This is a genomic window from Variovorax sp. 54 (assembly GCF_002754375.1).
In the GTDB taxonomy this organism is placed as follows: Bacteria; Pseudomonadota; Gammaproteobacteria; order Burkholderiales; family Burkholderiaceae_C; genus Variovorax.
On the sequence record NZ_PEFF01000001.1, the window covers coordinates 67,502 to 91,302 of the forward strand.

General features: G+C 67.0%; 30 protein-coding genes. 9 read left to right on the forward strand and 21 right to left on the reverse strand.

Features of this window, described 5'->3' with window-relative positions; all coding sequences use genetic code 11:
• Positions 1-30: 30 nt before the first annotated feature.
• From CLU95_RS00315 to CLU95_RS00340, 6 genes are read right to left on the reverse strand one after another with little or no spacing between them, the layout of a single operon-like run.
• Complete coding sequence (locus tag CLU95_RS00315) at positions 31-351, reverse strand: non-heme iron oxygenase ferredoxin subunit (protein WP_056580656.1); 321 nt, start codon at positions 349-351, stop codon at positions 31-33.
• Positions 352-373: 22 nt separating this feature from the next.
• The gene (locus tag CLU95_RS00320; protein WP_099789240.1) at positions 374-1,339 is read right to left on the reverse strand and encodes a Bug family tripartite tricarboxylate transporter substrate binding protein; all 966 of its coding nucleotides are present in this window, start codon (positions 1,337-1,339) and stop codon (positions 374-376) included.
• Positions 1,336-1,704, reverse strand: coding sequence for a chorismate mutase (locus CLU95_RS00325; protein WP_099789242.1), 369 nt, complete (start codon positions 1,702-1,704; stop codon positions 1,336-1,338). Before CLU95_RS00325 ends, CLU95_RS00320 begins: the two co-directional genes overlap by 4 nt.
• 9 nt (positions 1,705-1,713) lie before the next feature.
• Complete coding sequence (locus CLU95_RS00330; protein ID WP_099789244.1) at positions 1,714-2,196, reverse strand: aromatic-ring-hydroxylating dioxygenase subunit beta; 483 nt, start codon at positions 2,194-2,196, stop codon at positions 1,714-1,716.
• The gene (locus CLU95_RS00335; RefSeq protein WP_099789246.1) at positions 2,193-3,452 is read right to left on the reverse strand and encodes an aromatic ring-hydroxylating dioxygenase subunit alpha; all 1,260 of its coding nucleotides are present in this window, start codon (positions 3,450-3,452) and stop codon (positions 2,193-2,195) included. The genes CLU95_RS00330 and CLU95_RS00335 overlap by 4 nt, the downstream gene beginning before the upstream one ends.
• 25 nt (positions 3,453-3,477) lie before the next feature.
• Positions 3,478-4,467: a 2Fe-2S iron-sulfur cluster-binding protein gene (locus tag CLU95_RS00340; RefSeq protein ID WP_099789248.1), complete on the reverse strand. Its 990-nt coding sequence runs from the start codon at positions 4,465-4,467 to the stop codon at positions 3,478-3,480.
• Positions 4,468-4,599: 132 nt separating this feature from the next.
• On the opposite strand from CLU95_RS00340, the gene CLU95_RS00345 reads away from it, so the two are divergent.
• On the forward strand, positions 4,600-5,520 hold the full coding sequence (locus tag CLU95_RS00345; RefSeq protein WP_099789250.1) for a LysR family transcriptional regulator: 921 nt from the start codon (positions 4,600-4,602) through the stop codon (positions 5,518-5,520).
• On the opposite strand, the gene CLU95_RS00350 is transcribed toward CLU95_RS00345, so the two are convergent.
• Positions 5,517-5,978: a 2'-5' RNA ligase family protein gene (locus CLU95_RS00350; RefSeq protein ID WP_257214496.1), complete on the reverse strand. Its 462-nt coding sequence runs from the start codon at positions 5,976-5,978 to the stop codon at positions 5,517-5,519. The two genes, CLU95_RS00345 and CLU95_RS00350, sit on opposite strands and share 4 nt — an antisense overlap.
• Positions 5,979-6,321: 343 nt before the next feature.
• Between CLU95_RS00350 and CLU95_RS00355 the strand changes: the two genes are divergently transcribed.
• A complete protein-coding gene (locus CLU95_RS00355) occupies positions 6,322-6,933 on the forward strand; it encodes a porin family protein (protein WP_180288497.1) in 612 nt (203 codons plus the stop codon).
• Here the strand turns inward: CLU95_RS00355 and argE are convergent.
• The 8 genes from argE to guaB form a co-directional block, all read right to left on the reverse strand.
• Positions 6,930-8,036, reverse strand: a complete 1,107-nt coding sequence (argE, locus tag CLU95_RS00360; protein ID WP_099789257.1) for an acetylornithine deacetylase — start codon at positions 8,034-8,036, stop codon at positions 6,930-6,932. The two genes, CLU95_RS00355 and argE, sit on opposite strands and share 4 nt — an antisense overlap.
• A gap of 4 nt (positions 8,037-8,040) precedes the next feature.
• Entirely contained in the window at positions 8,041-8,964 is a 924-nt protein-coding gene (locus tag CLU95_RS00365; RefSeq protein WP_099789259.1) for a DMT family transporter, read from the reverse strand.
• Positions 8,965-8,966: 2 nt separating this feature from the next.
• Positions 8,967-9,686 (reverse strand): alanyl-tRNA editing protein, encoded by a 720-nt coding sequence (locus CLU95_RS00370; protein ID WP_099789261.1) that lies wholly within the window; start codon positions 9,684-9,686, stop codon positions 8,967-8,969.
• An 81-nt stretch (positions 9,687-9,767) separates the two neighbouring features.
• A complete protein-coding gene (locus tag CLU95_RS00375; protein ID WP_306511987.1) occupies positions 9,768-10,598 on the reverse strand; it encodes a helix-turn-helix transcriptional regulator in 831 nt (276 codons plus the stop codon).
• 109 nt (positions 10,599-10,707) lie between these two features.
• Positions 10,708-12,324, reverse strand: coding sequence for a glutamine-hydrolyzing GMP synthase (guaA, locus tag CLU95_RS00380; protein ID WP_099789265.1), 1,617 nt, complete (start codon positions 12,322-12,324; stop codon positions 10,708-10,710).
• An 11-nt stretch (positions 12,325-12,335) separates the two neighbouring features.
• Positions 12,336-12,770, reverse strand: a complete 435-nt coding sequence (locus tag CLU95_RS00385; protein ID WP_180288498.1) for a type II toxin-antitoxin system VapC family toxin — start codon at positions 12,768-12,770, stop codon at positions 12,336-12,338.
• Positions 12,767-13,015 (reverse strand): type II toxin-antitoxin system Phd/YefM family antitoxin, encoded by a 249-nt coding sequence (locus CLU95_RS00390; RefSeq protein ID WP_099789267.1) that lies wholly within the window; start codon positions 13,013-13,015, stop codon positions 12,767-12,769. The genes CLU95_RS00385 and CLU95_RS00390 overlap by 4 nt, the downstream gene beginning before the upstream one ends.
• Positions 13,016-13,092: 77 nt before the next feature.
• Positions 13,093-14,562 (reverse strand): IMP dehydrogenase, encoded by a 1,470-nt coding sequence (gene guaB, locus CLU95_RS00395; RefSeq protein WP_099789269.1) that lies wholly within the window; start codon positions 14,560-14,562, stop codon positions 13,093-13,095.
• A 128-nt stretch (positions 14,563-14,690) separates the two neighbouring features.
• On the opposite strand from guaB, the gene CLU95_RS00400 reads away from it, so the two are divergent.
• Entirely contained in the window at positions 14,691-15,206 is a 516-nt protein-coding gene (locus tag CLU95_RS00400) for a DUF4124 domain-containing protein (RefSeq protein ID WP_099789271.1), read from the forward strand.
• A gap of 18 nt (positions 15,207-15,224) precedes the next feature.
• Here the strand turns inward: CLU95_RS00400 and CLU95_RS00405 are convergent, their stop codons facing one another.
• Both CLU95_RS00405 and CLU95_RS00410 read right to left on the reverse strand, forming a co-directional pair.
• On the reverse strand, positions 15,225-15,572 hold the full coding sequence (locus CLU95_RS00405; RefSeq protein WP_099789273.1) for an RnfH family protein: 348 nt from the start codon (positions 15,570-15,572) through the stop codon (positions 15,225-15,227).
• Positions 15,572-16,018 (reverse strand): type II toxin-antitoxin system RatA family toxin, encoded by a 447-nt coding sequence (locus tag CLU95_RS00410; RefSeq protein WP_099789275.1) that lies wholly within the window; start codon positions 16,016-16,018, stop codon positions 15,572-15,574. Before CLU95_RS00410 ends, CLU95_RS00405 begins: the two co-directional genes overlap by 1 nt.
• A gap of 62 nt (positions 16,019-16,080) precedes the next feature.
• Between CLU95_RS00410 and smpB the strand changes: the two genes are divergently transcribed.
• The 6 genes from smpB (at position 16,081) to CLU95_RS00440 (ending at position 19,669) form a co-directional block, all read left to right on the forward strand.
• On the forward strand, positions 16,081-16,557 hold the full coding sequence (gene smpB / locus CLU95_RS00415) for an SsrA-binding protein SmpB (RefSeq protein ID WP_099789277.1): 477 nt from the start codon (positions 16,081-16,083) through the stop codon (positions 16,555-16,557).
• A gap of 96 nt (positions 16,558-16,653) precedes the next feature.
• Positions 16,654-17,034 carry a COG4315 family predicted lipoprotein gene (locus tag CLU95_RS00420; protein ID WP_099789279.1) on the forward strand — a complete coding sequence of 127 codons (381 nt, stop codon included), beginning with the start codon at positions 16,654-16,656 and terminating at the stop codon, positions 17,032-17,034.
• 24 nt (positions 17,035-17,058) lie between these two features.
• Positions 17,059-17,577, forward strand: a complete 519-nt coding sequence (locus tag CLU95_RS00425; protein WP_099789281.1) for an RNA polymerase sigma factor — start codon at positions 17,059-17,061, stop codon at positions 17,575-17,577.
• Positions 17,578-17,593: 16 nt separating this feature from the next.
• Positions 17,594-18,418 (forward strand): anti-sigma factor family protein, encoded by an 825-nt coding sequence (locus CLU95_RS00430; protein WP_099789283.1) that lies wholly within the window; start codon positions 17,594-17,596, stop codon positions 18,416-18,418.
• 77 nt (positions 18,419-18,495) lie between these two features.
• The gene (locus CLU95_RS00435) at positions 18,496-18,891 is read left to right on the forward strand and encodes a COG4315 family predicted lipoprotein (RefSeq protein ID WP_099789285.1); all 396 of its coding nucleotides are present in this window, start codon (positions 18,496-18,498) and stop codon (positions 18,889-18,891) included.
• 100 nt (positions 18,892-18,991) lie between these two features.
• Complete coding sequence (locus CLU95_RS00440; RefSeq protein WP_099789287.1) at positions 18,992-19,669, forward strand: hypothetical protein; 678 nt, start codon at positions 18,992-18,994, stop codon at positions 19,667-19,669.
• A gap of 13 nt (positions 19,670-19,682) precedes the next feature.
• On the opposite strand, the gene CLU95_RS00445 is transcribed toward CLU95_RS00440, so the two are convergent.
• From CLU95_RS00445 to rbfA, 4 genes are read right to left on the reverse strand one after another with little or no spacing between them, the layout of a single operon-like run.
• Positions 19,683-20,597: a DMT family transporter gene (locus CLU95_RS00445; RefSeq protein ID WP_099789289.1), complete on the reverse strand. Its 915-nt coding sequence runs from the start codon at positions 20,595-20,597 to the stop codon at positions 19,683-19,685.
• 16 nt (positions 20,598-20,613) lie between these two features.
• Positions 20,614-22,452 (reverse strand): translational GTPase TypA, encoded by a 1,839-nt coding sequence (gene typA, locus CLU95_RS00450; RefSeq protein WP_099789291.1) that lies wholly within the window; start codon positions 22,450-22,452, stop codon positions 20,614-20,616.
• Complete coding sequence (truB, locus tag CLU95_RS00455; protein WP_099789293.1) at positions 22,449-23,405, reverse strand: tRNA pseudouridine(55) synthase TruB; 957 nt, start codon at positions 23,403-23,405, stop codon at positions 22,449-22,451. Before truB ends, typA begins: the two co-directional genes overlap by 4 nt.
• Before the next feature lie 2 nt (positions 23,406-23,407).
• A complete protein-coding gene (gene rbfA, locus CLU95_RS00460) occupies positions 23,408-23,779 on the reverse strand; it encodes a 30S ribosome-binding factor RbfA (protein WP_062479819.1) in 372 nt (123 codons plus the stop codon).
• Positions 23,780-23,801 lie beyond the last annotated feature (22 nt).

Consider the following 23,801-nt stretch of genomic DNA (forward strand, 5'->3'; position numbering starts at 1 on the left):
ACAGATGGCCCCCGTAGGAGGCAGAACAGTTCAGCCCTCGAACGCCAGGAACACCCGCCCGCCCTCGATCTTCACCGGGTAGGTGCGCAGGTCTTCCGTGAGCGGCGCGCACATGGCCTTGCCGCTGCGCACGTCGAAGCGACCCTGGTGCAGCGGGCATTCGATTTCGTGCCCTTCGAGAAACCCATCGCACAGCCGTGCATGGCCGTGCGTGCAGATGTTGTCGGTGGCGTGGATGCCGTCGTCGGTGCCGTACAGCGCAATGTCGCGCCCCTGCACCTCGATGCCGACCACGTCGTCGGCGGGAACGTCGTCGACCGCCGCAGCGTCGACCCAGGTCATCGTGCTCATCGTGGGGTGTCCTCTTTTTCTCTCAATCGGGCTTGAGGCCGGCGCGGTCGATCACCGGCTTCCAGCGGCGCAGTTCCTCGTCCATGAACTTCGACAAGGCTTCGGGCGTGCTGCCCACGGGGTCGAAGTACGCGGTCTCCAGGCGCTTGACCGTCTCGGGGTCTTTCAGCGTGGCGGCAATCTCACGGCTCATGCGCTGCACCACGTCGTTCGGCGTGCCCTTGGGCGCCATGTAGGCGAACCATGGCACGGCCTGAATGTCGGGCAGGCCCGATTCGCGCAGCGTGGGCAGGTCGGGCAGCAATGCCGAGCGCTCGGCCGAGGTGACGGCCAGCGCCTTGATGCGGCCGGCCTTGGCCTGCGGCATCACCGTGACCGGCGGCAGGCAGGCGTACTGCACATCGCCCTGCACGATGGCGGTCACGGCCTGGCCCGACGACGCGTAGGGAATGTGCACCGCGAACGACTGCGTCTTCGCCTTGATGAGCTCCACGCCCAGGTGCGAGATCGAGCCGTTGCCGGTCGAGGCGAAGTTGAACTTGCCGGGGTTCTTCTTCATCGCAGCGAGCCAGCCCTTGACCGAATCGACGCCCATCGAATTCGAGACCGCGCAGACGTTCGGCGTGGTCGCGGCCAGCGACACGGGCATGAGGTCCTTGAACGGGTCGTACGGCAGGTTCTTGTAGAGGATGGTGTTGTAGACCAGCGGCGCATTCACCGACAGCAGGAAGGTGTAGCCGTCGGGCTGCGCCTTCGAGACCGCGTCGGTGCCGCTGTTGCCGCCCGCGCCGGGCTTGTTCTCGACGATGAGCGGCTGGCCGATGCGCGCCGCGAGCTTGTCGTTGACGATGCGCGCCAGGATGTCGGGCGACGAGCCCGCCGCGAACGGCACGACGATGCGCACGGGCCGCTGCGGCCAGTCCTGCGCATGGGCAGTCGCGGCCATCGCCACGGCGGTGAAGGCGACGAAGAAGCGTGCGCGCGTCATGGCTGCATCTCCACGTCGGCCATGCCCAGGTGGTCCTGCTGCTCGCGCGCGATGAAGCCCGCGATGAGCGCGCGGTAGGCGGCCTCGACCACCTCCGGGTAGGCGCCCTCCTTCTCGGCCAGCGCCTTCACCTTGTCGATCACCTCCTGCTGGCGCTGCGGCGCCGACACCTGGAAGGCATCGCGCTTGAAGCGCGCCGCGTCTTTCACGTAACGGCCGCGCTCGGCCAGCAGCGTGACGATCTGGCGGTCGAGCCGGTCGATGTTCTCGCGCACCTCGGCGAGGTTGGCGCACAGCGGCACATAGGCCGGGTCGGTGAAACGGCGCAGGGGCGCACCGTGGGTCTCTGGTTCTTTTTCTGGCATGGCTGGGTTTCAGATGGGATAGATGATGGAGTTCGGGATCATTTCGCTGTCGAACACACACAGGCGCGACGCGAACTTCAGCCCCTCGGGCGTGGGCACGACCTTGTCGATGTAGCGCCCGACATTGAACACGGTCGAGGGCCCGTCGAGCTTGGTGCGGAACACCGCGTAGTTGGCTTCGCTGTGAATGGCGCCGTCATCGTCGACACGGTGCACCAGCGGCAGGCCCACCACGTGGCGCTGGTAGTACGGGTCGTGGAACAGCGTCTCCTTGATGCCGTAGACGCGGTCTTCGAGCATGCCCCGGCTTTCGAACGAGAGCGTGGCCAGCGGCAGGCCGCGTTCGTGGTTCTCGCGCGGCTGCAGGCGGTAGCTGCACTGCTCGGTGAAGAACGCGGGCCACAGGTCCCAGTCGCCCGAATCGACGGCGTGCGCGTAGGCCGCATACAGGCGCGACAGGTCGAGGTAGGTGGCGGTGTCGAGCGTGCTCATGCGGCCTCCATCACTTCGCGCCAGTAGCGGTACATGCCGCGGATCAGCGTCTCGGTCACCATGTGGTCGGTGTTCTCCACCTCGCGCCCGCCGAGTTCGGCCAGCGTGCGATGAAACGGCTTCTGCTCGAAGCCTTCCTGCGAGAACTCGATCACCTCACCGTCGTCGGCCGACACGAAACCCGCCGGGCCGAACAGGTTGGCCTGGCGCAGGCGGCGCTGCGTCATCTCGGGCGTGTCGTCCTCGAAGCCGAAGTGCGTCCAGACGAAATCGAAGGCGTCGTGCCCCACGGGCTGGATGTGGCGCGTCGACACGCTGTTGACCTGCTGCTGCAGGATGAGGCTGGGGAACAGCGTCATCATCACCGCCGTCGGCCCGCCCCACCAGGGCTCGGGCACGATGTCCAGAAAGCGCGGGTCCTTGAGCTGCATGCTCTCCTTGAAGCTTGACACCTGCGTCACCTGTGCGGCCTTGCCGGCGCTGCCGCGCGTGGAGATCATCGCGGCGTGGCGGCCGCGCGCGTCCATCTTCAGCTCCGACTTGTTGTCGGCGCGCCAGAGCCCGAAGGTCACGAACCAGGTGTGCAGCAGGCCCGGGTGGTAAGGGTCCTTGATGTTCTCCTGCATGAGCTTCCAGTTGCCCGGAATGCGCTGGCGGCTGTAGCCCAGGATGGTGAGCTTGCGACCGTCGAACAGGCGATCGAAGTAGTGAAGGATGTCGGGGCCGAGAAAGTCTTCGAACGATTCGATGTCGTGGTCGAACGACGCAAACACCACGCCGCCGCGCGAGGCCACCTTGAGCTTGGTGAGCCCGTGGTCCTCGGTCTTGAAGTCGGCCGGCATGCCGCCGTGCACCTTGCCGTCCTGCTTCACGCCGCGGCGGAACGGCACGCCCTGCAGGTCGCCCTTCAGCGTGTAGTTCCACTGGTGATAAGGGCAGACGAATTCTTTCTTGTTGCCATGGCGCTCGCGGCAGAACTGCATGCCGCGGTGGGCGCAGACGTTCTCGAACACGTGGATGGCACCGGCCTCGTCGCGCGACAGAATGACCGAGCGCTCGCCGATCGCGGTGCGCTTGAAGTCGCCCGGGTTCGGAATCTCGGCCTCCAGGCCGACGTAGCACCAGTGCTTGTCGTAGAAGAAGCGCTGAAGCTCCTTCTTGTGCAGCGCCTCGTCGGTGTAGGCCATGAAGGGAATGCGGCTGGTCTTTTCGCTCTCCCAGCGCAGTTCGATGGGGAAGACGGCTTGCGTGGTCATCGGGTCTCCTTTTCTTGTGTCGGTTTCAGGTGCCTTGCAGGTAGAAGGCATCGGCGTGCGTCTGCTCGGGCGCCAGGCCGTGCGCCTGCACCAGCCGGCTCGCGGCCTCCACCATCGGCGGCGAACCGCAGAGGTAGGCGCGCCAGCCGTCGAGCCCCGCGGGCAGGTCGGCGCGGATCGCGTCGGTGATGAGCCCCAGCCGCTGGCCGTCGCGCGCAGGCCCGGCGACCACCACCACGTGCACCTTCAGTCCCGGGTGCTGCGCCTGCAGTTCGCGCAGCTCGGGCAGGCCGTACACGTCGGCGTCGGAACGCACGCCGAGGTAGAGATGGATCGGCTGCATCAGCCCCGCCGCGACCGCGCCGCGCACGATCGACAGGATGGGCGCGAGCCCCGTGCCGCCCGCCGCGCAGAGCATCGGCCCGCGGTGCTTGGTGCGCAAATAGGCGGTGCCCAGCGGGCCGCTCACGCGCACGGTGTCGCCCACGCGCAGCTGTTCGAAGATGTGCGCGGTGACGCGACCGCCCGGCACGCGGCGCACATGAAATTCGAGCTCCGCGTCGCGGCTCAGCCCGGCCATCGAATACGGCCGCGCCAGCTCGGGGCCGAACTGCAGCTGCGCGTACTGCCCCGGCGAAAACTCCAGCGGCTTGTTGGGCTTGAGGCGCAGGCGGCGGATGTCGTGCGTGAGCACGTCGATGCCCGTCACCGTGGCCTTGAGCACGCGCGCCGGGTGCACCACGACCTCGTCGGGCTCGGGAATCTCGATGGTGCAGCTTTCGGTCAGCGTGCTCTGGCAGGCCAGCACGTAGCGCTCGCCCTGCCCGTCGGGCCGGATCGCGTTCTGGCCGCCGTCGAGCAACTGGCCGGACACCACCTTGCAGCGGCAGGTGCCGCAGCGCCCCGACATGCAGCTGTACGACACCGGCACCTGGTGCTCGCGCAGCACCTCGAGCAGGTTCGCGCCGGGGCGGACCTCGAGGGTGCGGGCAAGGGGGTGAATGTGCAGGTCCATCGTCGGGCTCTCTTTTTCTGGCGTCGGCGGCGGGGCCGGCTTGTCTCTGGGACGGATGATGCGCGGCGCTTGAAAATTGACCAATAGAATCTGGTGAATCGGATGTATCACCAGCGTGAATAAAGGTGCGCCATGCAACTCAAGGACATCGACCTCAACCTGCTGCTGGTGTTCGACCGCATGCTGGCCGAGAAGCGCGTGTCGGCCGTGGCCGCGTCGCTGGGCCTTTCGCAGCCCGCCATCAGCAACGCGCTGGCGCGCCTGCGCAAGCTGCTGGGCGACGAGCTTTTTCTGCGCACCGCGCGCGGCATGGAGCCCACGCCCTTCGCGCTGCAGCTGGCCGAGCCGGTGGCCTACGCCATGGGCGCGCTGCACACGGCGCTCAACCAGCAGGTGGTGTTCGACCCCGCCACGAGCACGCGCAGCTTCACGCTCGCGATGACCGACATCGGCGAGATCTACTTCACGCCGCGGCTCATGGAAACGCTCTCGGTCGCCGCGCCGGGCGTGACCATCAGCACGCTGCGCAACAACACCGCGACCAACCTGCGCGACGAGCTGGAGGCCGGCCAGGTCGACATCGCCATCGGCCTGCTGCCGCAGCTCAAGTCGGGCGTGTTCCAGCGCCGGCTGTTCCTGCAACGTTATGTGTGCCTGTTTTCCGGCACGCATCCGCTGGCGCGCAAGCGCAGCGTGTCACTGAAAGACTTCAGCGCGGCCGACCATGTGCAGGTGCAGGCCGCCGGCACGGGCCACGGCAAGGCCGACGACGTGATGGCGGCGCAGGGCATCCAGCGCCGCATCCGGCTCAAGGTGCCGCACTTCGTGGCCATCGGCCACATCCTGCAGTCGAGCGAAATGATCGCGACCGTGCCCGAGCGCCTGGCCCGCAGCATCGCCGAGCCCTTCGGCCTGGTGTGGCGACCACACCCGGTGGCGCTGCCGCAGATCGCGATCAACCTGTTCTGGCACGCGAAGGTGCACCGCGACCCGGGCAACCAGTGGCTGCGCGGGCTGCTGTTCGACACCTTTGCGGACGACGACGGCGCTTAGGCGGCCACCTCGGCGGGCCACCTGCCCAGCACCTCGTGCACGCCCTCGCCCACGTGGCTGTCGATGAGCACCAGTGAATGGGCGGTCCACCGCACGGGCGCTTCGAGCGCGTGCTTTTCGAGCTTGCGCCGCGCATAGGCGACGGTCATGTGCGGCGTGAACGCGCGCGAGGGCTTCAGGCCGACATCGGCCAGCGCTTCGCCCAGGCGTTGCCTGAATTCCCGCAACGCCGCGACGTTGGCTTCGTCGTCGGCGCACAGCACCAGCGCGCCCTTGGCGTAGCTCATGGATTTTTCGAAAACGACATCGAGTGCCGGCACAGGCACCGCGGCGGCCGCCGTCGATGCCTGGGCTACCTTGTCGGCCGGCACCTGGTCGTGGTCGCCGAGGTCGAACAGCGTGACATGCAGGCGCTGCGCCTCGACCACCGTGCCCTTCAGGGCGTGTTGAGAATTCATGCGCTCGCCGAGCGCGGCGATCGCCAGAGCGTCTTGGGTGGCGGGGAGCAGTGCGAAGAAAAGCGAGTGCGACAGCGGCGCCTTGCGAGGTGCCTTGGTGCCGCGCGGTCGCGGCAGGGGCCGCGGCGGGGGATCGATTCCGGGAAGAAGAAGCTGGGCTGACATGCCTCGATCATCGCCCATGGCAAGAGCCCTTCATGAGACCTTCAGCAAACGCGAAGCTCGCCTTCAGGTTGGTTTTTGAGAATCGTCTCACGGTGGCGGCAAGGCGAACAACGCAAAGCCTGCCACCCGACGAACCACCGTTCATCCACGCAATCAACCAACCCAACAGGATTTCATCTTGACGAAAACGCAAGCCCGCCTCGCACTCGCAGCCCTCTGGCTCGGCACCGCCTCCGTCGGCGCCTTCGCCGCCGGTCTCGACAAGGACACCGGGTTCTATGTCGGCGGCGCCATCGGCCGCTCCAGCTACAGCCTGTCGTCCTCGAAGAACCACGTGCCCGTGCCATGGGGCGGCAAGAAGGCCAACAAGAGCGGCACGTCCTACAAGCTGTACGGCGGCTACCGCCTGACCGAATACTTCGGCGTGGAAGCCGGCTACGCCCGCCTCGGCAACGTGAGCCAATGGAGCTCGGCCTACGGCGGCTCCCGGCTGCAGACCGGCACCGGCCAGGTCTTCTACGCCGCCGCCACCGCCCGCATGCCGCTGAGCGACGCCTTCGCCCTCAACGGCCGCCTCGGCGTGGCACGCGGACGCATCTCCGGCGACAACAACTGGGCCCCGGCCAACCAGCGCCTCTCGGGCACCAGCACGGGCCTGATGGTCGGTGTCGGCGCCGAGTACCGCATGACGCAGAACCTCGCGATCACTGCCGACTACGACTACTTCGGCAAGCTGTCGAAGCAGGCCAAGGGCGGAATGTTCACGGTGGGTCTGAAGGCGAACTTCTAAGCGGTCGCCGCCCAGGCGCCGACGCCGGCCAGGAACCGGTCGGCGGCGCGCAGTTCGCTGGCGGCAATCCACTCGTTGGGCTGGTGGGCCTGCGCGATCGCGCCGGGCCCGCACACCAGCGACGGAATGCCCGCCTGCTGGAAAAATCCGGCTTCGGTGCCGAACGGGATCTCGCCCGGAGGCCACAGTGCGCCCCAGCGCCTGGCGGTCTCCGCGGCAACGCCCTCACCTTCCTGCGCACAGAGCGCCGGCACGCCGGCCAGCTGCGTCATCTCGACGGCCACTTCGGGCGACACGCCTGCGAGCAGCCGCGCCAGTTCTCCCGTCACCATCGCCGTGCTGGCTGCATCCGTCGGCCGGAACTCCCACGTCACCTCACAACAGCCAGGGACGATGTTGATGGCCGTGCCGCCATGGATGCAGCCGACGTTGAAGGTCGTGCGGTTGCCTTGCGCGCGCAACGTACGTCCGAAGCGCGCAAGTTGGGCGATCAGTTGCGCAGCCGGCTCGATCGCGCTGACGCCCAGGGCCGGATCGCCGGAGTGGACCGGTCGGCCGCTGAAGGTGATGCGATGTCCGAAGAAACCTCGGTGGGCCAGCCCCGCGCGCATCTGCGTCGGCTCGCCAATGATGGCCAGTGCTGGCGCGGGCACATCGGCGCGCATCGCGGCGATGAGGCGTGGAACGCCGAAGCACCCCACCTCCTCGTCGTAAGACAGCGCCAGATGAATGGGACGCTGCAGATCGAGCGCGCGCCACACAGGCACTGCGGCGAGGCACGCCGCGATGAAGCCCTTCATGTCAGCGGCGCCACGGCCATGCCACCGGCCCTCGCACTCAACGAGCGTGAAGGGGTCCGAGTCCCAGGCCTGTCCGTCGACGGGCACCACGTCGGTGTGGCCGGACAACACGATGCCGCCTGCCACCTCAGGGCCGATCGTCGCCAGCAGGTTGGCCTTCTGGCCGTCATCGCTGGGGATCAGTCGCACCGTGATGCCCTGCGCCTGCAGGTAGTCGGCCACCCAGTGGATGAGGCCGAGGTTGGAGCGGTGGGAGGTCGTGTCGAATCCGACCAGGGTGCGCAGGAGTTCGACGGTGTTCATCGGTTCAGACCGCGACCTTCGCGCGCCTCGCCGGCTGCAAGGTCGTGACGAAGAAGCCGAGCAGGATCAGCGCGATGCCCGCGATATGGAAGCCGCGCACGGGCTCCCCCAGCACGAGAAAAGCCAGCAACGCAGTGAACAGCGCGACGAGATGGAACGACACGCCCGTCACCGTCGCCCCCAAGGTCGCGACGCAGCGGCTCCACAGGATGAAGGCGAACAGCGACGCGAAGAGACCGATGTAGAGCACCGCGCCCACCGAGGCCGCATCGGTCGGAATGCGCGCGCCGCGAGCCAGCTCGACCACCCAGAACGGCATCAACACCACCAGCCCAGCGGCCATGGTCGCGGCCAGGAACACCAGTGGACTGATCGCGGCCGGCTTGCGCCGCAGGAGCACCGAGTACACGGCGTAGTTGGCCACAGCCAGCAGCACCAGCAGCTCCCCGCCGCCCAGCCGCAGCGCCAGCAGATGGGCCAGCTCGCCGCGCGCCACGATCCAGGTCACGCCAAGGAACGAGATGCCGATGCCGACCAAGGCTTTCCAGGTGATGCGTTCGACACCGAGCACCACCGCGGCAAGTGGCACCATGAGCGGCAGCGTCGAGTTGAGAAACGCGACGCTGGTGGCAGGCACCGTCTGCAAGGCGAGGTAGCCGAGCGCGTTGTAGCCGGCGATGCCGAAGGCGCCGCAGGCCGCGATCAGCCGCCAGTGCCGCGCGAGCAGCGCGCGCTCGCGCCATGCCTGCGCCCCGACGAACGGCGCCAGCACCGCCAGCGCCACGACCCAACGCCCCACCGCCAGAGACACGGGCGGAAAGACCGGCCCGAGCGCGCGCCCCAGCACGAGGTTGCCCGCCCAGAAGGCCGGCGGCACCCAGAGCAGCCACACCGGATGCGCCCAGAGCGCCAGCAGCGATTTGCGCATGCTCACAGCCCCTGCAGCCCGATGCGCACGCGGCGGTTGGAACGGCCCTTGTTCTCGATCTTGAGAATCCGCACCGGGCGCGAGGCGCCCGTGGACGCGAGGTGCGTGCCGCCGCAGGCCTGTCGGTCGAGCCCGGCGATCTCGACGATGCGGACCAGACCTTCGGCCGACGGCGGCGGCGCCACCGAGCGGGAACGCAACAGCCCCTGCTCGCCGTGGGCGGCGGTGACCGACACGTAGCTTGTCTCGACTGCAAGGTCCTGCGCGATCACGTCGTTCAGTTCGGGCTCGAGTGCCCGCAGGCGGTCGTTGTCGGCACCGGGCAGATCGAAGTCGATGCGCGCGGTGCCGTCGTCGTTCATCTGCACGCCGGTGACCAGCGCGCCGTCGAAGTCACGGAAGACGAGCGCGTTGAGTACGTGCAGGTCGGTGTGCAGTTCGCGCATGCGTTGCCGGAAGACCGGATCGACCTCGGTCTGGACGTCGCCCGTGATCTCGATGCGATCGGCGAGCTGTATCCAGACAAGGCCGCCCTCTTCGGAAAAGCCGGTGACGGGCACGTCCCCGCCCTGCCAGCGGACGATGCCGCGGTCCGGCAACTGCCCGCCGCCGCCGGGATAGAAGGGATGCTGCGACAGCCGCACGGCGCCGGGCCGCGATTGGAGGACCTGGGCGTCCAGCCGAAGGATGTCGGAATGTTCCTGGCAGAAGAGTCGTGTCATGGGTGGCCTTGCTGATGGGTTTCAGCATGGCAGGACGACTCGAAACGCTATTGGTTGAAATTGCGCCCGCTATTCAATCAGTCAGTTCACCCGTGCGCGCACGTACTGCAGCGGCGTCATGCCGAAGGTGCGCTTGAAGTGCTTGTTCAGCGCACTCTGGTCGTAGAAGCCCGACGTGAGCGCGGCCTCGGCCACGGACTGGCCTGCATCGAGCTGCCGCAGTGCGGCCCGCAGGCGCAACTGGGTCAGGTAGGTGTGCGGCGTCAGCCCGAGCGTCCGGTGGAAGGCGCCGATCAACTGGAAGGTCGTCAGGTCGGCCACCTGCCCCATCTGCTCGAGCGTCAGGCGCTCGGCATGGCCCTCGCGCATCAGATCGAGCACGGGCGCGAGCACGCGCGCATCCGAGGGCGCGTGCGGCACGCGGGGCCCGGCCTGTCCGTGCGCGGCGAACAGCGCACCGAAGCTGCGCACGAGCAGCTCCTGGTGCAGCAGCGGATCAGGCTCCCCGTCGAGCGCGCGGTGCAGCGCCAGGAAGCGGGCGATGAGGTCGGGCTCGCGAAAGACGTTCGATGTGAAGTGCTGCGGCTGGTCGATGCCCAGCGACGTCAGCACGCCCTGGACGCCCTGCCCGGCCAGGTAGAACGACCGGTAGCGCCAGCGCGGACTGCCGGCCATGCGGCCCGAGTGCGGCTCGCCGGGGTTGAAGACCAGCAGTGCCTGCGTGTGGGCCACATCGGTGCGGCCACGGCTCCTGAACTCCGAGCCGCCCACTTCGGTGACGGCGACCACGAGGGAATCGTGCACGTGCGGGGCGTAGTCGTGCGTCGTGAAGTCGGCATGGAGCATGTCCATGCCCGGCACGCCAGGTGCGTGCCAATACCGCGAGGTGTTGCGAGGATCGGAGCGGGCCAATGGGCCTCCTTTCGCACGAAAGGCGGCGGCACTGTCGGCCGCCGCATCAGGTGCGATTAGATCGCAAGCGGTGTGCCAGCGCGTGCTTCAGCAGCCCGCGCGACGGGGATCACTCCCATTCGATCGTCGCCGGCGGCTTGCTCGACACGTCGTATGTCACGCGATTGATGCCGCGCACTTCGTTGATGATCCGGCCCGACACCTTCTTGAGCAGCGCGTACGGCAGCTCGGCCCAGTCGGCGGTCATGAAGTCACTGGTCTGCACGGCGCGCAGCGCGACCACGTAGTCGTAGGTGCGGCCGTCGCCCATCACGCCCACGCTCTTCACGGGCAGGAACACTGTGAAGGCCTGGCTCGTGAGGTCGTACCAGCTCTTGCCGGTTTCGTCCTTGAAGTTGCGCAGTTCCTCGATGAAGATCGCGTCGGCGCGGCGCAGCAGGTCGGCGTACTCCTTCTTCACTTCGCCCAGGATGCGCACGCCCAGGCCGGGGCCGGGGAACGGATGGCGGTACACCATCTCGGGCGGCAGGCCGAGGGCCACGCCGAGTTCGCGCACTTCGTCCTTGAACAGGTCGCGCAGCGGCTCGAGCAGCTTGAGGCCGAGCTGCTCAGGCAGGCCGCCCACGTTGTGGTGGCTCTTGATGGTGACGGCCTTCTTGCTCTTGGCGCCTCCCGACTCGATGACGTCGGGGTAGATCGTGCCTTGCGCGAGGAAGGTGGCGCCCTTGTGGCCGCCGTCGCCTGCCTTGAGCTTGGCGGCTTCCTGCTTGAACACGGTGACGAACTCGCCGCCGATGATCTTGCGCTTGGCTTCGGGGTCGCTCACGCCCGCGAGCTTGCCGAGGAACAGGTCGCTGGCATCGACGCGAATCACCTTCGCATGCAGCTTGCCTTCGAACATCTCCATGACCATGTCGCCTTCGTTCAGGCGCAAGAGGCCGTGGTCGACGAACACGCAGGTCAGCTGGTCGCCGATGGCGCGGTGGATGAGCGCGGCAGCCACGCTCGAATCGACACCGCCCGAGAGGCCGAGGATGACTTCTTCGTCGCCCACCTGCTCGCGGATCTTCTGCACCGCTTCGGCGATGTGGTCGCGCATGACCCAGTCGGGCTTGGCTTCGCAGATGCCGAGCACGAAGCGGTCGATGATGGCCTTGCCCTGCACGGTGTGCGTGACTTCCGGGTGGAACTGCAGCGCGTAGTAGCGGCGCGCCTCGTCGGCCATGCCGGCGATGGGGCAGCTGTCGGTGCTGGCCATGAGCTTGAAGCCGGGCGGCAGCTCGGTGACCTTGTCGCCGTGGCTCATCCACACGTTGAGCATGCCGTGGCCTTCCGGCGTGGTGAAGTCGGCGATGTCCTTCAGCAGCGCGGTGTGGCCATGGGCGCGCACGGCCGCGAAACCGAACTCGCGCTTGTGGCCGCCCTCGACCTTGCCGCCGAGCTGGTGCGCCATGGTCTGCATGCCGTAGCAGATGCCGAGCACCGGAATGCCGAGGTCGAACACGGCTTGCGGGCACTTGTCGGTGGTCTCTTCGTACACGCTGGCGTGGCTGCCCGAAAGAATCACGCCCTTGAGGTGGCCGTCGGCCGCGTACTCGCGCACCCATTCGTCGGTGACGTCGCAGGGATGCACTTCGCTGAGCACGTGGGCTTCGCGCACGCGGCGTGCGATGAGCTGGGTGACTTGCGAGCCGAAGTCGAGGATGAGGATCTTGTCGTGTTGCATGGCGAAAGGACTCAGAGCGTTGAAATGTCGAACAGCTTGACGCCCGCTTGCGGCGCCGCCTGGATGAGGTGCTCGTCGAAGGTGGCGAGCGGAAGATTGAGCGACTTGGCGAGCCAGAGATAGCCCGCATCGTAGAGCGAGACGCCCGCGTCGATGGCCACGGCGAGCACGGCCTTGTGCTGGGCCGGCGCGAGGTCGTGCAGCTCCACGCGGTGGCGGATGGCGTCGAGCACGCTCCACAGGCCTTCGACGGCCGACGCCGGAATGCGGCCGCTGCGCACGCCGTTGGCGAGGATGTTGGCGCACTCCCATTGCCAGGCATTGGGCGCCTGTGGCTCGACCTCGTCGCGGCGGATGGCGGCGTAGAGCTTGCGGGTGTGCTCGCTGGCCTGGTCGGGCAGCAGCCAGGCGGCGGTGACCGAGGCGTCCATGACGAAGGCGGTCATGGCTGACGTCCTTGGTTCAGAAGCTCGCGGGTCGTGGGGCCGGGCTGGATGGTGGCGTGCAGTGCGTCGATCTGCCCGAGCTCGCGGGCGATCTGCTCGTCGGTGATGACGGGCTTGCGGCGCACCGGCAGCATGCGCACGACTTCCTTGCCGTGGCGGGTGATGCGAACCTCCTCGCCCTTTTCGACCGAGTCGATCAGGGCCGAGAAGTTGTTCTTGGCTTCAGCGATACCGATGGATTGCATTTGGGCCAGAAATTTTGAATCTGGCCCAAATTCTAATCCCAGTCTGGCCTGACTTTCAAGGTCTGGCCAGATTGGGGTTATTCAGCGCGGTAGTTGGGCGCTTCTTTTGTGATCTGCACGTCGTGGACGTGGCTCTCACGGATGCCGGCCGTGGTGATCTCGACGAACTCGGCCTTGTTCTGCATGTCCTCGATGGTCGCGCAGCCGCAGTAGCCCATGCTGGCACGCACGCCGCCGGCCATCTGGTAGACGATGGAGACGATCGAGCCCTTGTAGGGCACGCGGCCTTCGATGCCTTCGGGCACCAGCTTGTCGGTGTTGGGGTTGCCGGTGGTCGATTCCTGGAAGTACCGGTCGGCACTGCCCTGTTGCATCGCACCGATGGAGCCCATGCCGCGGTAGCTCTTGTAGCTGCGGCCCTGGTACAGCACGATTTCGCCCGGTGCCTCTTCGGTGCCGGCGAACATGCTGCCCATCATGACGGTGCTGGCACCGGCGGCAATCGCCTTGGCGATGTCGCCCGAGTAGCGCACGCCGCCGTCGGAGATCAGCGGAATGCCCGTGCCGTGCAGTGCGGTGGCGACGCTGTCGACCGCCATGATCTGCGGCACGCCCACGCCGGCCACGATGCGGGTGGTACAGATGGAGCCCGGGCCGATGCCGACCTTGACCGCGTCGGCGCCGACGTCGGCCAGCGCACGCGCCGCGTCGCCGGTGGCGATGTTGCCGCCGATGACGTCGACCTGCGGGTAGTTCTTCTTGACCCAGCGCACGCGCTCGATCACGCCGGCGCTGTGGCCGTGCGCGGTGTCGACCACGATGGCGTCGACGCCGGCCTTCACCAGGGCTTCGACGCGCTCTTCGGTGCCGTCACCCACGCCGACCGCCGCGCCCACGCGCAGGCGGCCACTGGCGTCGCGTGCGGCGTTGGGGAAGCTGGTCTGCTTGGTGATGTCCTTGACAGTGATGAGGCCCTTGAGCTCCCAGTCGCTGTTGATGACGAGCAGGCGCTCGAGCTTGTGCTTGTTCAGCAGCGCCTTGGCTTCGGCCAGCGTGGTGCCGTCGGGCACGGTGATGAGCCGGTCGCGCTGCGTCATGATTTCGCTGACGGGCACGTCGTAGCGGTTCTCGAAGCGCAGGTCGCGCCCCGTGACGATGCCGACGACCTTGCCGGCGTCGATCACCGGGAAACCCGAGATGCCGAGCTGGTCGGACAGTGCCATCACCTGGCGCACGGAGTGCGTCGGCGTGATCACCACCGGGTCTCGCAGAACACCCGACTCGTAGCGCTTCACACGGGCCACTTCGGCGGCCTGCTGTTGCGCGGTGAGGTTCTTGTGCACGATCCCGATGCCGCCTTCCTGCGCGATGGCGATCGCAAGGCGGGCTTCGGTCACGGTGTCCATGGCCGCAGAGACGAGCGGCAGGTTCAACGTGATGTTGCGGGAGAACTTGGTGGCGAGGGACGTGTCCTTGGGCAGGACTTGGGAGAATGCTGGCACCAACAACACGTCGTCGAAGGTGAGCGCTTTGCCTAGAAGGCGCATGGGTGAGGCTCCAAAAGACGGATTGTAACGAGGGCTCCGCCCGCTTCGCCGGCGCGGGTTTTTTCTGACCGTTGCAAAACCGCCCACTACGGATGTTGCCAAACGTAAGGCAAAGCTAAACTCCGCGCATGAATTTCCTGCATTGGCTGGTATTGGGTTGCGCGTGCGCGCTGCCGCTCTCGGCGAGCGCGCAATGGCAATGGGTCGACAACAACGGCAAGAAGGTCTTCAGCGACCAGCCGCCGCCCACCGACATCCCCGAAAAAAACGTCCTGCGCCGCGCCGGCCCTTCGCCGTCCGCCCGAGCGCCTGCCCCGGCCACGCCAGCCCCCGAAGGAAGCACCGAGACGGCCGCAGCCCCCAAGCCCGCGCCGCCGAAGCCCGCGGGCGTGGACAAGGAACTCGAAGAAAAGACCAAGAAGGCCGAGGCCGAGCAGAAGGCCAAGGAAGCGGCAGAAACAGCAAAGGTCGCCAAGGCCAAGGCCGAGAGCTGTGCCCGCGCACGTGAAGGCAAGGCCACGATCGACAGTGGCATCCGCCTTGCCAAGGTCAACGCCAAGGGTGAGCGTGAAATCATGGACGACACTGCGCGCGCAGCCGAGCAGAAGCGGGTTCAGTCCGTCATCGACAGCGACTGCAAGTAAGCCAGCGTCGGCAGCGGCTCAGTAGCCGTCCTTACCACCCTTGCGCTTGTTCGCGAACAGCCCCGTGCCGCGCGCACCCTGACGCTGGAAGCGTTCACGGCGCGCCACCTTCGGATCGACCGTGAGCGGCCGGCACAGCTCGACGCGGTCACCGTCCTTCAACGGTTGCTCCCATGCCACCGCGCGGCCCCAGACACCGGGCGTCATGGTGTGCCGCCAGTCCAGATCGGGAAAGCGCTGTGTGAGGTCGCTGGCCTTCACCGCCTCGCTCAGCGCGGTGCCGGGCGCGAGCTGCAGGACCTGCTCGAACACCTCGCGCGCCGCCGGCGAACAGCTCAGCGTGACCTCGATACGGTTGTCGGCCATCAGCCTTCGCCGTAGACCTGTTCGGCGCGCTTGACGAAGGCCTCGACCAGGCTCGATGCAATGGTGTCGAACACCGGCCCCACCATGGCCTGCAGCGCGAAGTTGGCGAAGCCGTAGCTCATCTGCAGCTCGACGCGGCAGGCGCGTTCGCCCTGCTCGCCCACCGGGTGGAATTTCCAGGTGCCGTCGAGGTTGGAGAACGGCCCGTCGACCAGCTTCAGCTGGACTTCGCGGCCCGGGATGTGGGTGTTGCGGGTGGTGAAACTCTGGTGCAACCCGGCAAAGGCCAAGCCGACTTCGGCGGTCATGCCGCCCTCGTCCTGCTCGATGACGCGCGACTTGTTGCACCAGGGCAGAAACTGCGGGTACTTCGCCACATCGGTGACGAGCGCGTACATTTCTTCGGCGCTGTACCAGATGAGGACGGACTTGTGGACTGTTTTCATAGAATCGGCACCGCGTGCGCGACGGATTGTATTGAAGCCATGCGCCCCCAACTTCTCGAGCCATGGCCACCAAGAAACAAGACACCTCCTCCCGCATCGCCGACAACAAGAAGGCCGCCTACAACTATTTCTTCGAAGAACGCTTCGAGGCCGGCCTAGTCCTCGAGGGTTGGGAAGTCAAATCGCTGCGCGAAGGCAAGGTGCAACTGACCGACGGCTACGTGGTGATTCGCGACGGCGAACTGTTCGTCGTGGGCCTGCAGATCAACCCGCTCAAGAGCGCCTCGACGCACGTCAATCCTGACTCGATCCGCACCAAGAAGTTGCTGCTGCACAAGGAAGAGATCAAGCGCCTCGTCGGCAAGGTCGAACAAAAGGGCTACACGCTGGTGCCGCTGAACCTGCACTGGAAGGCCGGCAAGGTGAAGTGCGATATCGCGCTCGCCAAGGGCAAGGCCGAGCACGACAAGCGCGACACCATCAAGGACCGCGAAGGCAAGCGCGAGGTCGAGCGCGCGATGAAGAGCCGCAACCGCTGATCATTCTTTTTTGGGGCGGCATGGAATAAAACGCGCTCTGCGGGCGTTTGTGCGGTGTCATCGATCGGTCGATGCCATCAACCCAGGAGTCTTTCCATGTCGCCTCTCCGTATGTCCTCCGTCGGCGTCGCCGCCGCACTGCTCGGCAGCCTGCTCGCCCTCCCCGCGTTCGCTCAGCCCAAGGCCGCCGATGGCGCGCTGGTCGGTGCGAACGGCATGACGCTCTACACCTTCGACAAGGACACGGCCGGCAACGGCAAGTCGGCCTGCAACGGTGGCTGCGCCACCAACTGGCCGCCCTTCATGGCTGCCGACGCCGACAAGCCGAGCGGCGACTTCACCCTCGTCACGCGCGACGACGGCAAGAAGCAATGGGCCGCCAAGGGCTGGCCGCTCTACTACTGGGCGAAGGACACCAAGCCGGGCGACAAGACCGGCGACGGCGTCAACGGCACCTGGAAAACCGCCAAGCCCTGATCCGGACAGGCTCCCGGCCCACCCATGGACGCCCGCCTGCTGGTCGACCACATCCCGAGCCTGCGCCGCTATGCGCGCGCGCTCACGGGCGATGCGTGGGCGGCGGACGACCTGGTGCAGGACACGCTCGAGCGCGCCTGCAGCAAGTGGCGGCTCTGGGTGGTGGGCAGCGACCTACGCGCCTGGCTCTTCACGGTCATGCACAACCTCTTCGCCAGCCAGGTGCGGCGCCGGCCACCGCCGCATGCGGTCGTGCCGCTGGACGACGTGGCGCCCGAGCTGCTGCAGGGCGGCGCCGATCCGGGCCGCGACCCGGGCCTCGGACTCGACCTGCAGCGCTGCCTCATGCAACTGCCCGAAGAGCAACGCGCCGTGCTGCTGCTGGTAACGCTCGAAGACCTGTCCTACGCCGAGGTGGCAAAGGTGCTCGGCATCCCGATCGGCACCGTGATGTCGCGCCTCTCACGGGCCCGCCTTCGCCTGCAGGAACTGATGGACGGCGCCGCAGCACCCAACCGCCCCGGCCTGCGCCGCCTCAAGTGACGTGAAGCATCCCGCCATGAACCGCCCCACCCTGCCCCCCACCGACGACGAACTGCACGCCTGGGTCGACGGCCAGTTGCCGCCGGAACGCCGTGAAGCGGTCGAGGATGCGATCGCGCGCGATCCGGCCGTGGCGGCCCGCGTGGCGGCCTGGCATGCCCAGCGCGATGCGCTGCGTCGCCTGCATGGCGGCTTGCTCGACGAGCCCGTGCCTGCGCCGCTGATGGGCGTGCTCGAACGGCACCGTGCCGAGACCGGTCGCTCTGCTCTCTGGCTGCGTTGGAGCGGCATGGCCGCGGGCCTGTTGATCGCCTTCGCCGCGGGTTGGCTTGGCAATTCCCAGTGGTCGACGGTGACGCATGCGTCCGGGGCCTCCTTGGCCCGCGCACCGGCCGTGCGCGAGTTCGTCCGCGACGCCTCGGTGGCCCACGTCGTCTACACGCCCGAAAAACGGCACCCCGTCGAAGTGGCCGCCGCCGAGCAGCAGCACCTCGTGCAGTGGCTGTCCAAACGCCTGGACCACCCGCTCAAGGTGCCCGACCTGTCCTCGCTCGGCTACACGCTGGTCGGCGGGCGCCTGCTGCCCGGCGAAACCGGCGCGCGCGCGCAGTTCATGTTCGAGGACGCGGCAGGCGAACGCATCACGCTCTACATCGGCACGCTCGATGCGCAGGCCGCGGACGCCGCTGCATCGCGCGAAACCGCCTTTCGCTTCGCCTCGGACGGTGCCGTGCCGAGCTTTTACTGGGTCGACCGGGGCTTCGGCTATGCCGTGGCCGGTCGCCTGCCGCGCGATGCGCTACTGCGACTCGCGACCCTGGCCTACCGCGAGTTATCGTAGCGACGGCATAAACTGCCGGTTCGCGCATTCACCTGGCTTGTTTTCGCGATTGATTTTTCAACTGAAGGAGAAACTGCATGAAATTGCTCAGCGCCTCGATCCTCGCAGCGGCCCTGCTCGCCGGCTGCGGCGGCATGTCCACCAAGACCGCTGGAGCGCCCGACACGCCCACCCGCACCGCCGACGGCGTGCTGGTCGGCCCGAACGGCATGACGCTCTACACCTTCGCCCGTGACACCGCCAATGCCGGCACCTCGGCCTGCAACGCCCAATGCGCCGCCACCTGGCCCCCGCTCGGCGTGGCCGATGCCGCCAAGCCCATGGGCGGCTACACCATCGTCGTGCGTGAAGACGGCAAGAAGCAGTGGGCCTACAAGGGCTGGCCGCTGTACTACTGGGCCAAGGACACCAAGGCCGGTGACAAGACCGGCGACGGCGTGGCCAACGGTGCCTGGAAAGTCGCCCGCCCCTGATGCCGTGGATGTGATGGCGTCGGTCTGAACCGACGCTTCCATCGACCCAAGCCTCGGCATCCGCCGGGGCTTTTTTCATGACGCACGGCAGAATCGCCGAATGACTTCTGCCGACACCCACCGGGATGCCTTCCAGGTACTCCTGTCCCACGGCCTCATCACCGACGCGCAGCACGATGCCGCGCTCGCGCACCCCGAGGCCCCCGCCCTGCCGCCGATTCCCGGCCCCGCGCATGCACTGGCCTGGATGCGCCTCAAGAACCTGATCACCGAGGAAGAAGTCGATGCCGCCGTGGAGCGCCTCGAAGACGCATCGCCAGCGGTCGCGGCGTTCACCGAAGCGGAAGACATCGCCTACGACGCAGACGACCTGCTGGACCTCGGCACGACCGGCATCACGCACGAGGCCGTGGTCGCGCTGTTCAACGAAGGACTGATCGACACCGAGACCCGCGACCTGGCGCTGAGTGCCGCGCCTCTGACCGGCGCGCCCGCCGCCCTGGGCCCCACCCTGGGCTGGCTGGTGACCGACGGCCTGCTCGATACGGAGCCGTTCGAAGCGCTCCGCGCCCGTGTCGCCGCCGAGCCGGCCTTTGCGACGGCCGCCGACCATCGGCGCATCCTCGACGAAGCCCAGGCGCTCGTTGCCGCCGACGTGCAGGAGACCGCCGACATGCTCAAAGAGTTCGCGCGCAGCCAGCAAGCCAGCCTGCGCAACTTCGGAATGATCGTGGTGGCCGTCGTGATCGTGATCGGCTGGTACCTCTTCGGCCGCTGAAGGCCGCTGCGGATCAGTGCGCGCCCGGCAGCGCGCTGTCCGCCAGCGTGGTGCGGCGCCCGCGCAGCGCGAGCAGCTCGTTGAACACCAGCGCCCCGATCACGAGCACGCCGCCGGTCAACACGCTGGCCGCGGGCGTTTCGCCGGCGCCGAGCCAGGCCAGCGCGATACCGAAGATCACCTCGAGCAGCGCAAGCAAGGCCACCTCAGGCGCCTTGAGCACCTGCGCGCACAACACGGAGAGCACGCAGGGAATCGCCAACTGAAAGACACCGAGGAAGGCCAGCAAGCCCAGGTCATGCGGGCCGGCACGGAACGGCCAGGCCAGCGGCAAGGTGACGAGCGCACAGAGGGCCGCACCGATCAGCACCGCGGGCACGAGGTCGACCTCCTGCCCCTTGGCGTGCGCATGCTGGACCACAGTCCATTGCGTCGCGCCCGCCAGCGGCACGCACAGCGCCACCAGCGTGCCGACGAGCGACCCACCGCCGCCCAGCAGCTGCGTGCCGTACATCCAGCCGATGCCCAGCCCGGCGACCACGATGGCCGCCCAGGTGCGTGCAGGCAACCGGTGCCCGATGAAGAAGCGTGCAGCGAGTGCAGTGAAGAGCGGCCCGAGCGACATCGTGACCAGCACGCTCGCGGTCGATGTCAAGGTCAGCGCCACCATGAAAGCCGTGAACATCACGGCCCAGCAGACGCCCGAGATCCAGAGCGACTGCCCGCCGCGGCGAAGCTGCGAGAACACCGCCCGCCCCCGCCAAAGCGGCAAGATCACCAGCAGCGCCAGCATCGTGAAGAGGCTGCGCCAGAAGGTGATCTCGAAACTGTGCGCCTGTGCCAGGTGCCGTGTGACGACGCCCGCCGTACCCCACATGAGGGTCACGACGACCATCAGCCCGACTGCGGCGCCGTGCGTCAGGCGCATGGCCGGTCGAAGGCGATCAGCCGTTCGACGTGTCGCGGCCGGCGCGCTTGCGGTCGCTTTCCTTCAGGAAACGCTTGCGCAGGCGCACGCTCTTGGGCGTGATTTCGACCAGCTCGTCGTCCTCGATGAACTCGACGCCGTATTCCAGCGTGAGGTCGATCGGGGGCGTGATCTTGATCGCGTCTTCCTTGCCGCTCACGCGGAAGTTGGTCAGCTGCTTGGTGCGCGTGGCGTTCACCACGAGGTCGTTGTCGCGGCTGTGGATGCCGACGATCATGCCTTCGTACACCGGATCGTTCGCCTTCACGAACATGCGGCCGCGGTCGTCCAGCTTGCCCAGCGCGTAGGTGAAGATTTCACCGTCGTCCATCGAGATCAGTACGCCGTTCTTGCGGCTGCCGATCTCGCCCTTGTGGGCTTCGTAGCTGTCGAAGATGTTGCTGATGAGGCCCGAGCCGCGCGTCAGGTTCAGGAATTCGTTCGTGAAGCCGATCAGGCCACGCGCCGGAATGCGGTACTCGAGGCGCACGCGACCGCGGCCGTCCGGTTCCATGTTGACCAGTTCGCCCTTGCGTTCGCCCAGTGCCTGCATCACGCCGCCCTGGTGACCTTCTTCGATGTCGGCCGTGACCAATTCGATGGGCTCGTGCTTCTCGCCGTTCACGGTGCGGAATACCACGCGCGGCTTCGACACGGCCATTTCATAGCCTTCGCGGCGCATGTTTTCCAGCAGGATGGTCAGGTGCAGTTCGCCGCGGCCCATGACTTCGAAGATGCCTTCTTCGTCGGTCTCGCTCACGCGCAGTGCCACGTTGTGCTGCAGTTCCTTTTGCAGGCGGTCCCAGATCTGGCGGCTGGTCACGAACTTGCCTTCGCGGCCGGCCAGCGGGCTGGTGTTCACGCAGAAGTTCATAGTCAGGGTCGGTTCGTCGACCTTGAGCATGGGCAGGGGCGCAGGCTTGTCCTTGTCGGTCACGGTGACGCCAATGCCGATGTCGGTGATGCCGTTGATCAGCACGATTTCGCCGGGGCCGGCTTCGGTCGATTGCACGCGGTCCAGGCCCTGGAAGGTCAGCACCTGGTTGACGCGGCCCTTGACGGTCTTGCCGTCCGGACCTTCCATGACCAGCACGTCGGTCATGGGCTTGAGCGTGCCCTGGCTGATGCGGCCCACGCCGATGCGGCCGACGAAAGTCGAGAAGTCGAGGGCGGAAATCTGCAGCTGCAGCGGCGCGTTCGGGTCACCCTTTTGCGACGGCACGTGCTTCAGGATGGTGTTGAACAGGGCCGACATGTCGGGGCCCCACTGCTCACCGGCTGCGCCTTCTTCGAGCGACGACCAGCCGTTGATGCCCGAGGCGTACACCACGGGAAAGTCGAGCTGTTCGTCGGTCGCGCCGAGCTTGTCGAACAGGTCGAAAGCGGCGTTGACGACCTTGTCGGGGTTGGCGCCCGGCTTGTCGACCTTGTTCACGACCAGAATCGGCTTCAGGCCCAGGGCCAGTGCCTTCTTGGTCACAAAACGCGTCTGGGGCATCGGGCCTTCCTGCGCGTCGATCAGCAGCACCACGCCGTCGACCATCGACAGCGCGCGTTCCACTTCACCGCCGAAGTCCGCGTGGCCCGGGGTGTCGACGATGTTGATGTGCGTGCCTTCCCAGGTCACGGCGCAGTTCTTGGCCAGGATCGTGATGCCACGTTCCTTTTCGATGGCGTTGTTGTCCATCACCGTGTCGACGACCTTCTCGTGTTCGGCGAAGGTGCCCGACTGGCGCAGCAGCTGGTCGACCATGGTGGTCTTGCCATGGTCCACGTGGGCAATGATGGCGATATTGCGGATTTGCTTGGTACTCATGGTGTCGCTTCGGTCTGTGGTGCGTTCAAAAGAATTTGCTGAATTTCGATGGGGTTCAGCAAGCGCCCCGGGATCAGTTCGCCGGCGTTCACGTGGGCGGTGCCCAGGAACGCCTGCGGGTCGGTGCCGAACACGGCCACCGCTTCGGCATCGGCCCAGCCGCCGCGGCGGCGCAGGCCTGAAAGAAAACGTGCCGCATCTTCGGCGGCGAGCGTGACGCGGCTGTGGCCCTCGACCAGCGCTTCGGCAGGCAACAGGCGTGCCAGGCGCTCGTCTTCGGTCATGGCTTCGAGCGCCTCGATCGTGACGCACTGCGCCTCGCCGAAACCGCCCGTCGCTGTGCGGCGCAGGAAGCTCAGGTGCGCGCCGCAGCCCAGTGCCTCGCCGATGTCCTCGCCCAGGGTGCGAATGTAGGTGCCCTTGCTCACGCTCGCAACAATGCGGATGCTTGTGTCGTCCAGCCGCGTCAGCGCGAGCTTGTAAATGACGACGTCGCGCGGCGCGCGCTCGATCTCGATGCCTTCGCGTGCGTACTCGTACAGCGCCTTGCCGTCTTTCTTGAGCGCGCTGTGCATCGGCGGCACTTGGCGGATCGGGCCGGTAAACAGCGCTTCGACGCGGGCCAGGTCTTCTGGCGAAACCTGCACCGGGCGCTCGGCGATCACCTCGCCCTCGGCGTCACCGGTGGTGGTCTTGACGCCCAGGCGCGCAACCGCCTCGTACGTCTTGTCGGCGTCGAGGTGCAGTTGACTGAATTTGGTGGCGGCGCCGAAACACAGCGGCAGCACGCCTGTGGCGAGCGGATCGAGCGTGCCGGTATGGCCCGCTTTTTCGGCGCGCAGCAACCACTTGGCCTTTTGCAAGGCCTGGTTGCTGGAAAACCCCAGCGGCTTGTCGAGCAGCAACACCCCATGCACAGGGCGCCGCTGCACCCGTGTGCGTGGCGCGTTCATCGCTAGTCGTCTTTCGAGCGCGAAGCAACGGCCTGTGCGATGAGCGCATTCATGTCGGCCGCACGCTCGGTGGTGCGGTCGAACAGGAAGTGCAGCGTCGGCACGGTGTGGATGTGCAGGCGCTTGAACAGGCCGTTGCGCAGGAAGCCTGCGGCCTGGTTCAGCGCTTCGGTGGTCTCGGCCACGTCGCCTGTGAGCAAGCTGAAGAAGATCTTCGCGTGCGCATAGTCGGGCGTGACCTCGACCGCCTGGATCGTGACCATGCCCACGCGCGGGTCCTTCAACTCGCGCGCGATCAGTTCCGTCAGATCGCGCTGGATCTGGTCGGCAACCTTGAACGCGCGGTTGGGTGCGGCAGCTTTTCTTTTGGGCATTTATTCAATCACTAGCGTCGCG

Coding starts and splice junctions, on each gene's coding strand:
- CLU95_RS00315 (WP_056580656.1), bottom strand. CDS start 351: ATGAGCACGATGACCTGGGTCGACGCTGCGGCGGTCGACGACGTTCCC.
- CLU95_RS00320 (WP_099789240.1), bottom strand. CDS start 1,339: ATGACGCGCGCACGCTTCTTCGTCGCCTTCACCGCCGTGGCGATGGCC.
- CLU95_RS00325 (WP_099789242.1), bottom strand. CDS start 1,704: ATGCCAGAAAAAGAACCAGAGACCCACGGTGCGCCCCTGCGCCGTTTC.
- CLU95_RS00330 (WP_099789244.1), bottom strand. CDS start 2,196: ATGAGCACGCTCGACACCGCCACCTACCTCGACCTGTCGCGCCTGTAT.
- CLU95_RS00335 (WP_099789246.1), bottom strand. CDS start 3,452: ATGACCACGCAAGCCGTCTTCCCCATCGAACTGCGCTGGGAGAGCGAA.
- CLU95_RS00340 (WP_099789248.1), bottom strand. CDS start 4,467: ATGGACCTGCACATTCACCCCCTTGCCCGCACCCTCGAGGTCCGCCCC.
- CLU95_RS00345 (WP_099789250.1), top strand. CDS start 4,600: ATGCAACTCAAGGACATCGACCTCAACCTGCTGCTGGTGTTCGACCGC.
- CLU95_RS00350 (WP_257214496.1), bottom strand. CDS start 5,978: ATGAATTCTCAACACGCCCTGAAGGGCACGGTGGTCGAGGCGCAGCGC.
- argE (WP_099789257.1), bottom strand. CDS start 8,036: ATGAACACCGTCGAACTCCTGCGCACCCTGGTCGGATTCGACACGACC.
- CLU95_RS00365 (WP_099789259.1), bottom strand. CDS start 8,964: ATGCGCAAATCGCTGCTGGCGCTCTGGGCGCATCCGGTGTGGCTGCTC.
- CLU95_RS00370 (WP_099789261.1), bottom strand. CDS start 9,686: ATGACACGACTCTTCTGCCAGGAACATTCCGACATCCTTCGGCTGGAC.
- guaA (WP_099789265.1), bottom strand. CDS start 12,324: ATGCAACACGACAAGATCCTCATCCTCGACTTCGGCTCGCAAGTCACC.
- CLU95_RS00385 (WP_180288498.1), bottom strand. CDS start 12,770: ATGACCGCCTTCGTCATGGACGCCTCGGTCACCGCCGCCTGGCTGCTG.
- CLU95_RS00390 (WP_099789267.1), bottom strand. CDS start 13,015: ATGCAATCCATCGGTATCGCTGAAGCCAAGAACAACTTCTCGGCCCTG.
- guaB (WP_099789269.1), bottom strand. CDS start 14,562: ATGCGCCTTCTAGGCAAAGCGCTCACCTTCGACGACGTGTTGTTGGTG.
- CLU95_RS00400 (WP_099789271.1), top strand. CDS start 14,691: ATGAATTTCCTGCATTGGCTGGTATTGGGTTGCGCGTGCGCGCTGCCG.
- CLU95_RS00405 (WP_099789273.1), bottom strand. CDS start 15,572: ATGGCCGACAACCGTATCGAGGTCACGCTGAGCTGTTCGCCGGCGGCG.
- CLU95_RS00410 (WP_099789275.1), bottom strand. CDS start 16,018: ATGAAAACAGTCCACAAGTCCGTCCTCATCTGGTACAGCGCCGAAGAA.
- smpB (WP_099789277.1), top strand. CDS start 16,081: ATGGCCACCAAGAAACAAGACACCTCCTCCCGCATCGCCGACAACAAG.
- CLU95_RS00420 (WP_099789279.1), top strand. CDS start 16,654: ATGTCGCCTCTCCGTATGTCCTCCGTCGGCGTCGCCGCCGCACTGCTC.
- CLU95_RS00425 (WP_099789281.1), top strand. CDS start 17,059: ATGGACGCCCGCCTGCTGGTCGACCACATCCCGAGCCTGCGCCGCTAT.
- CLU95_RS00430 (WP_099789283.1), top strand. CDS start 17,594: ATGAACCGCCCCACCCTGCCCCCCACCGACGACGAACTGCACGCCTGG.
- CLU95_RS00435 (WP_099789285.1), top strand. CDS start 18,496: ATGAAATTGCTCAGCGCCTCGATCCTCGCAGCGGCCCTGCTCGCCGGC.
- CLU95_RS00440 (WP_099789287.1), top strand. CDS start 18,992: ATGACTTCTGCCGACACCCACCGGGATGCCTTCCAGGTACTCCTGTCC.
- CLU95_RS00445 (WP_099789289.1), bottom strand. CDS start 20,597: ATGCGCCTGACGCACGGCGCCGCAGTCGGGCTGATGGTCGTCGTGACC.
- typA (WP_099789291.1), bottom strand. CDS start 22,452: ATGAGTACCAAGCAAATCCGCAATATCGCCATCATTGCCCACGTGGAC.
- truB (WP_099789293.1), bottom strand. CDS start 23,405: ATGAACGCGCCACGCACACGGGTGCAGCGGCGCCCTGTGCATGGGGTG.
- rbfA (WP_062479819.1), bottom strand. CDS start 23,779: ATGCCCAAAAGAAAAGCTGCCGCACCCAACCGCGCGTTCAAGGTTGCC.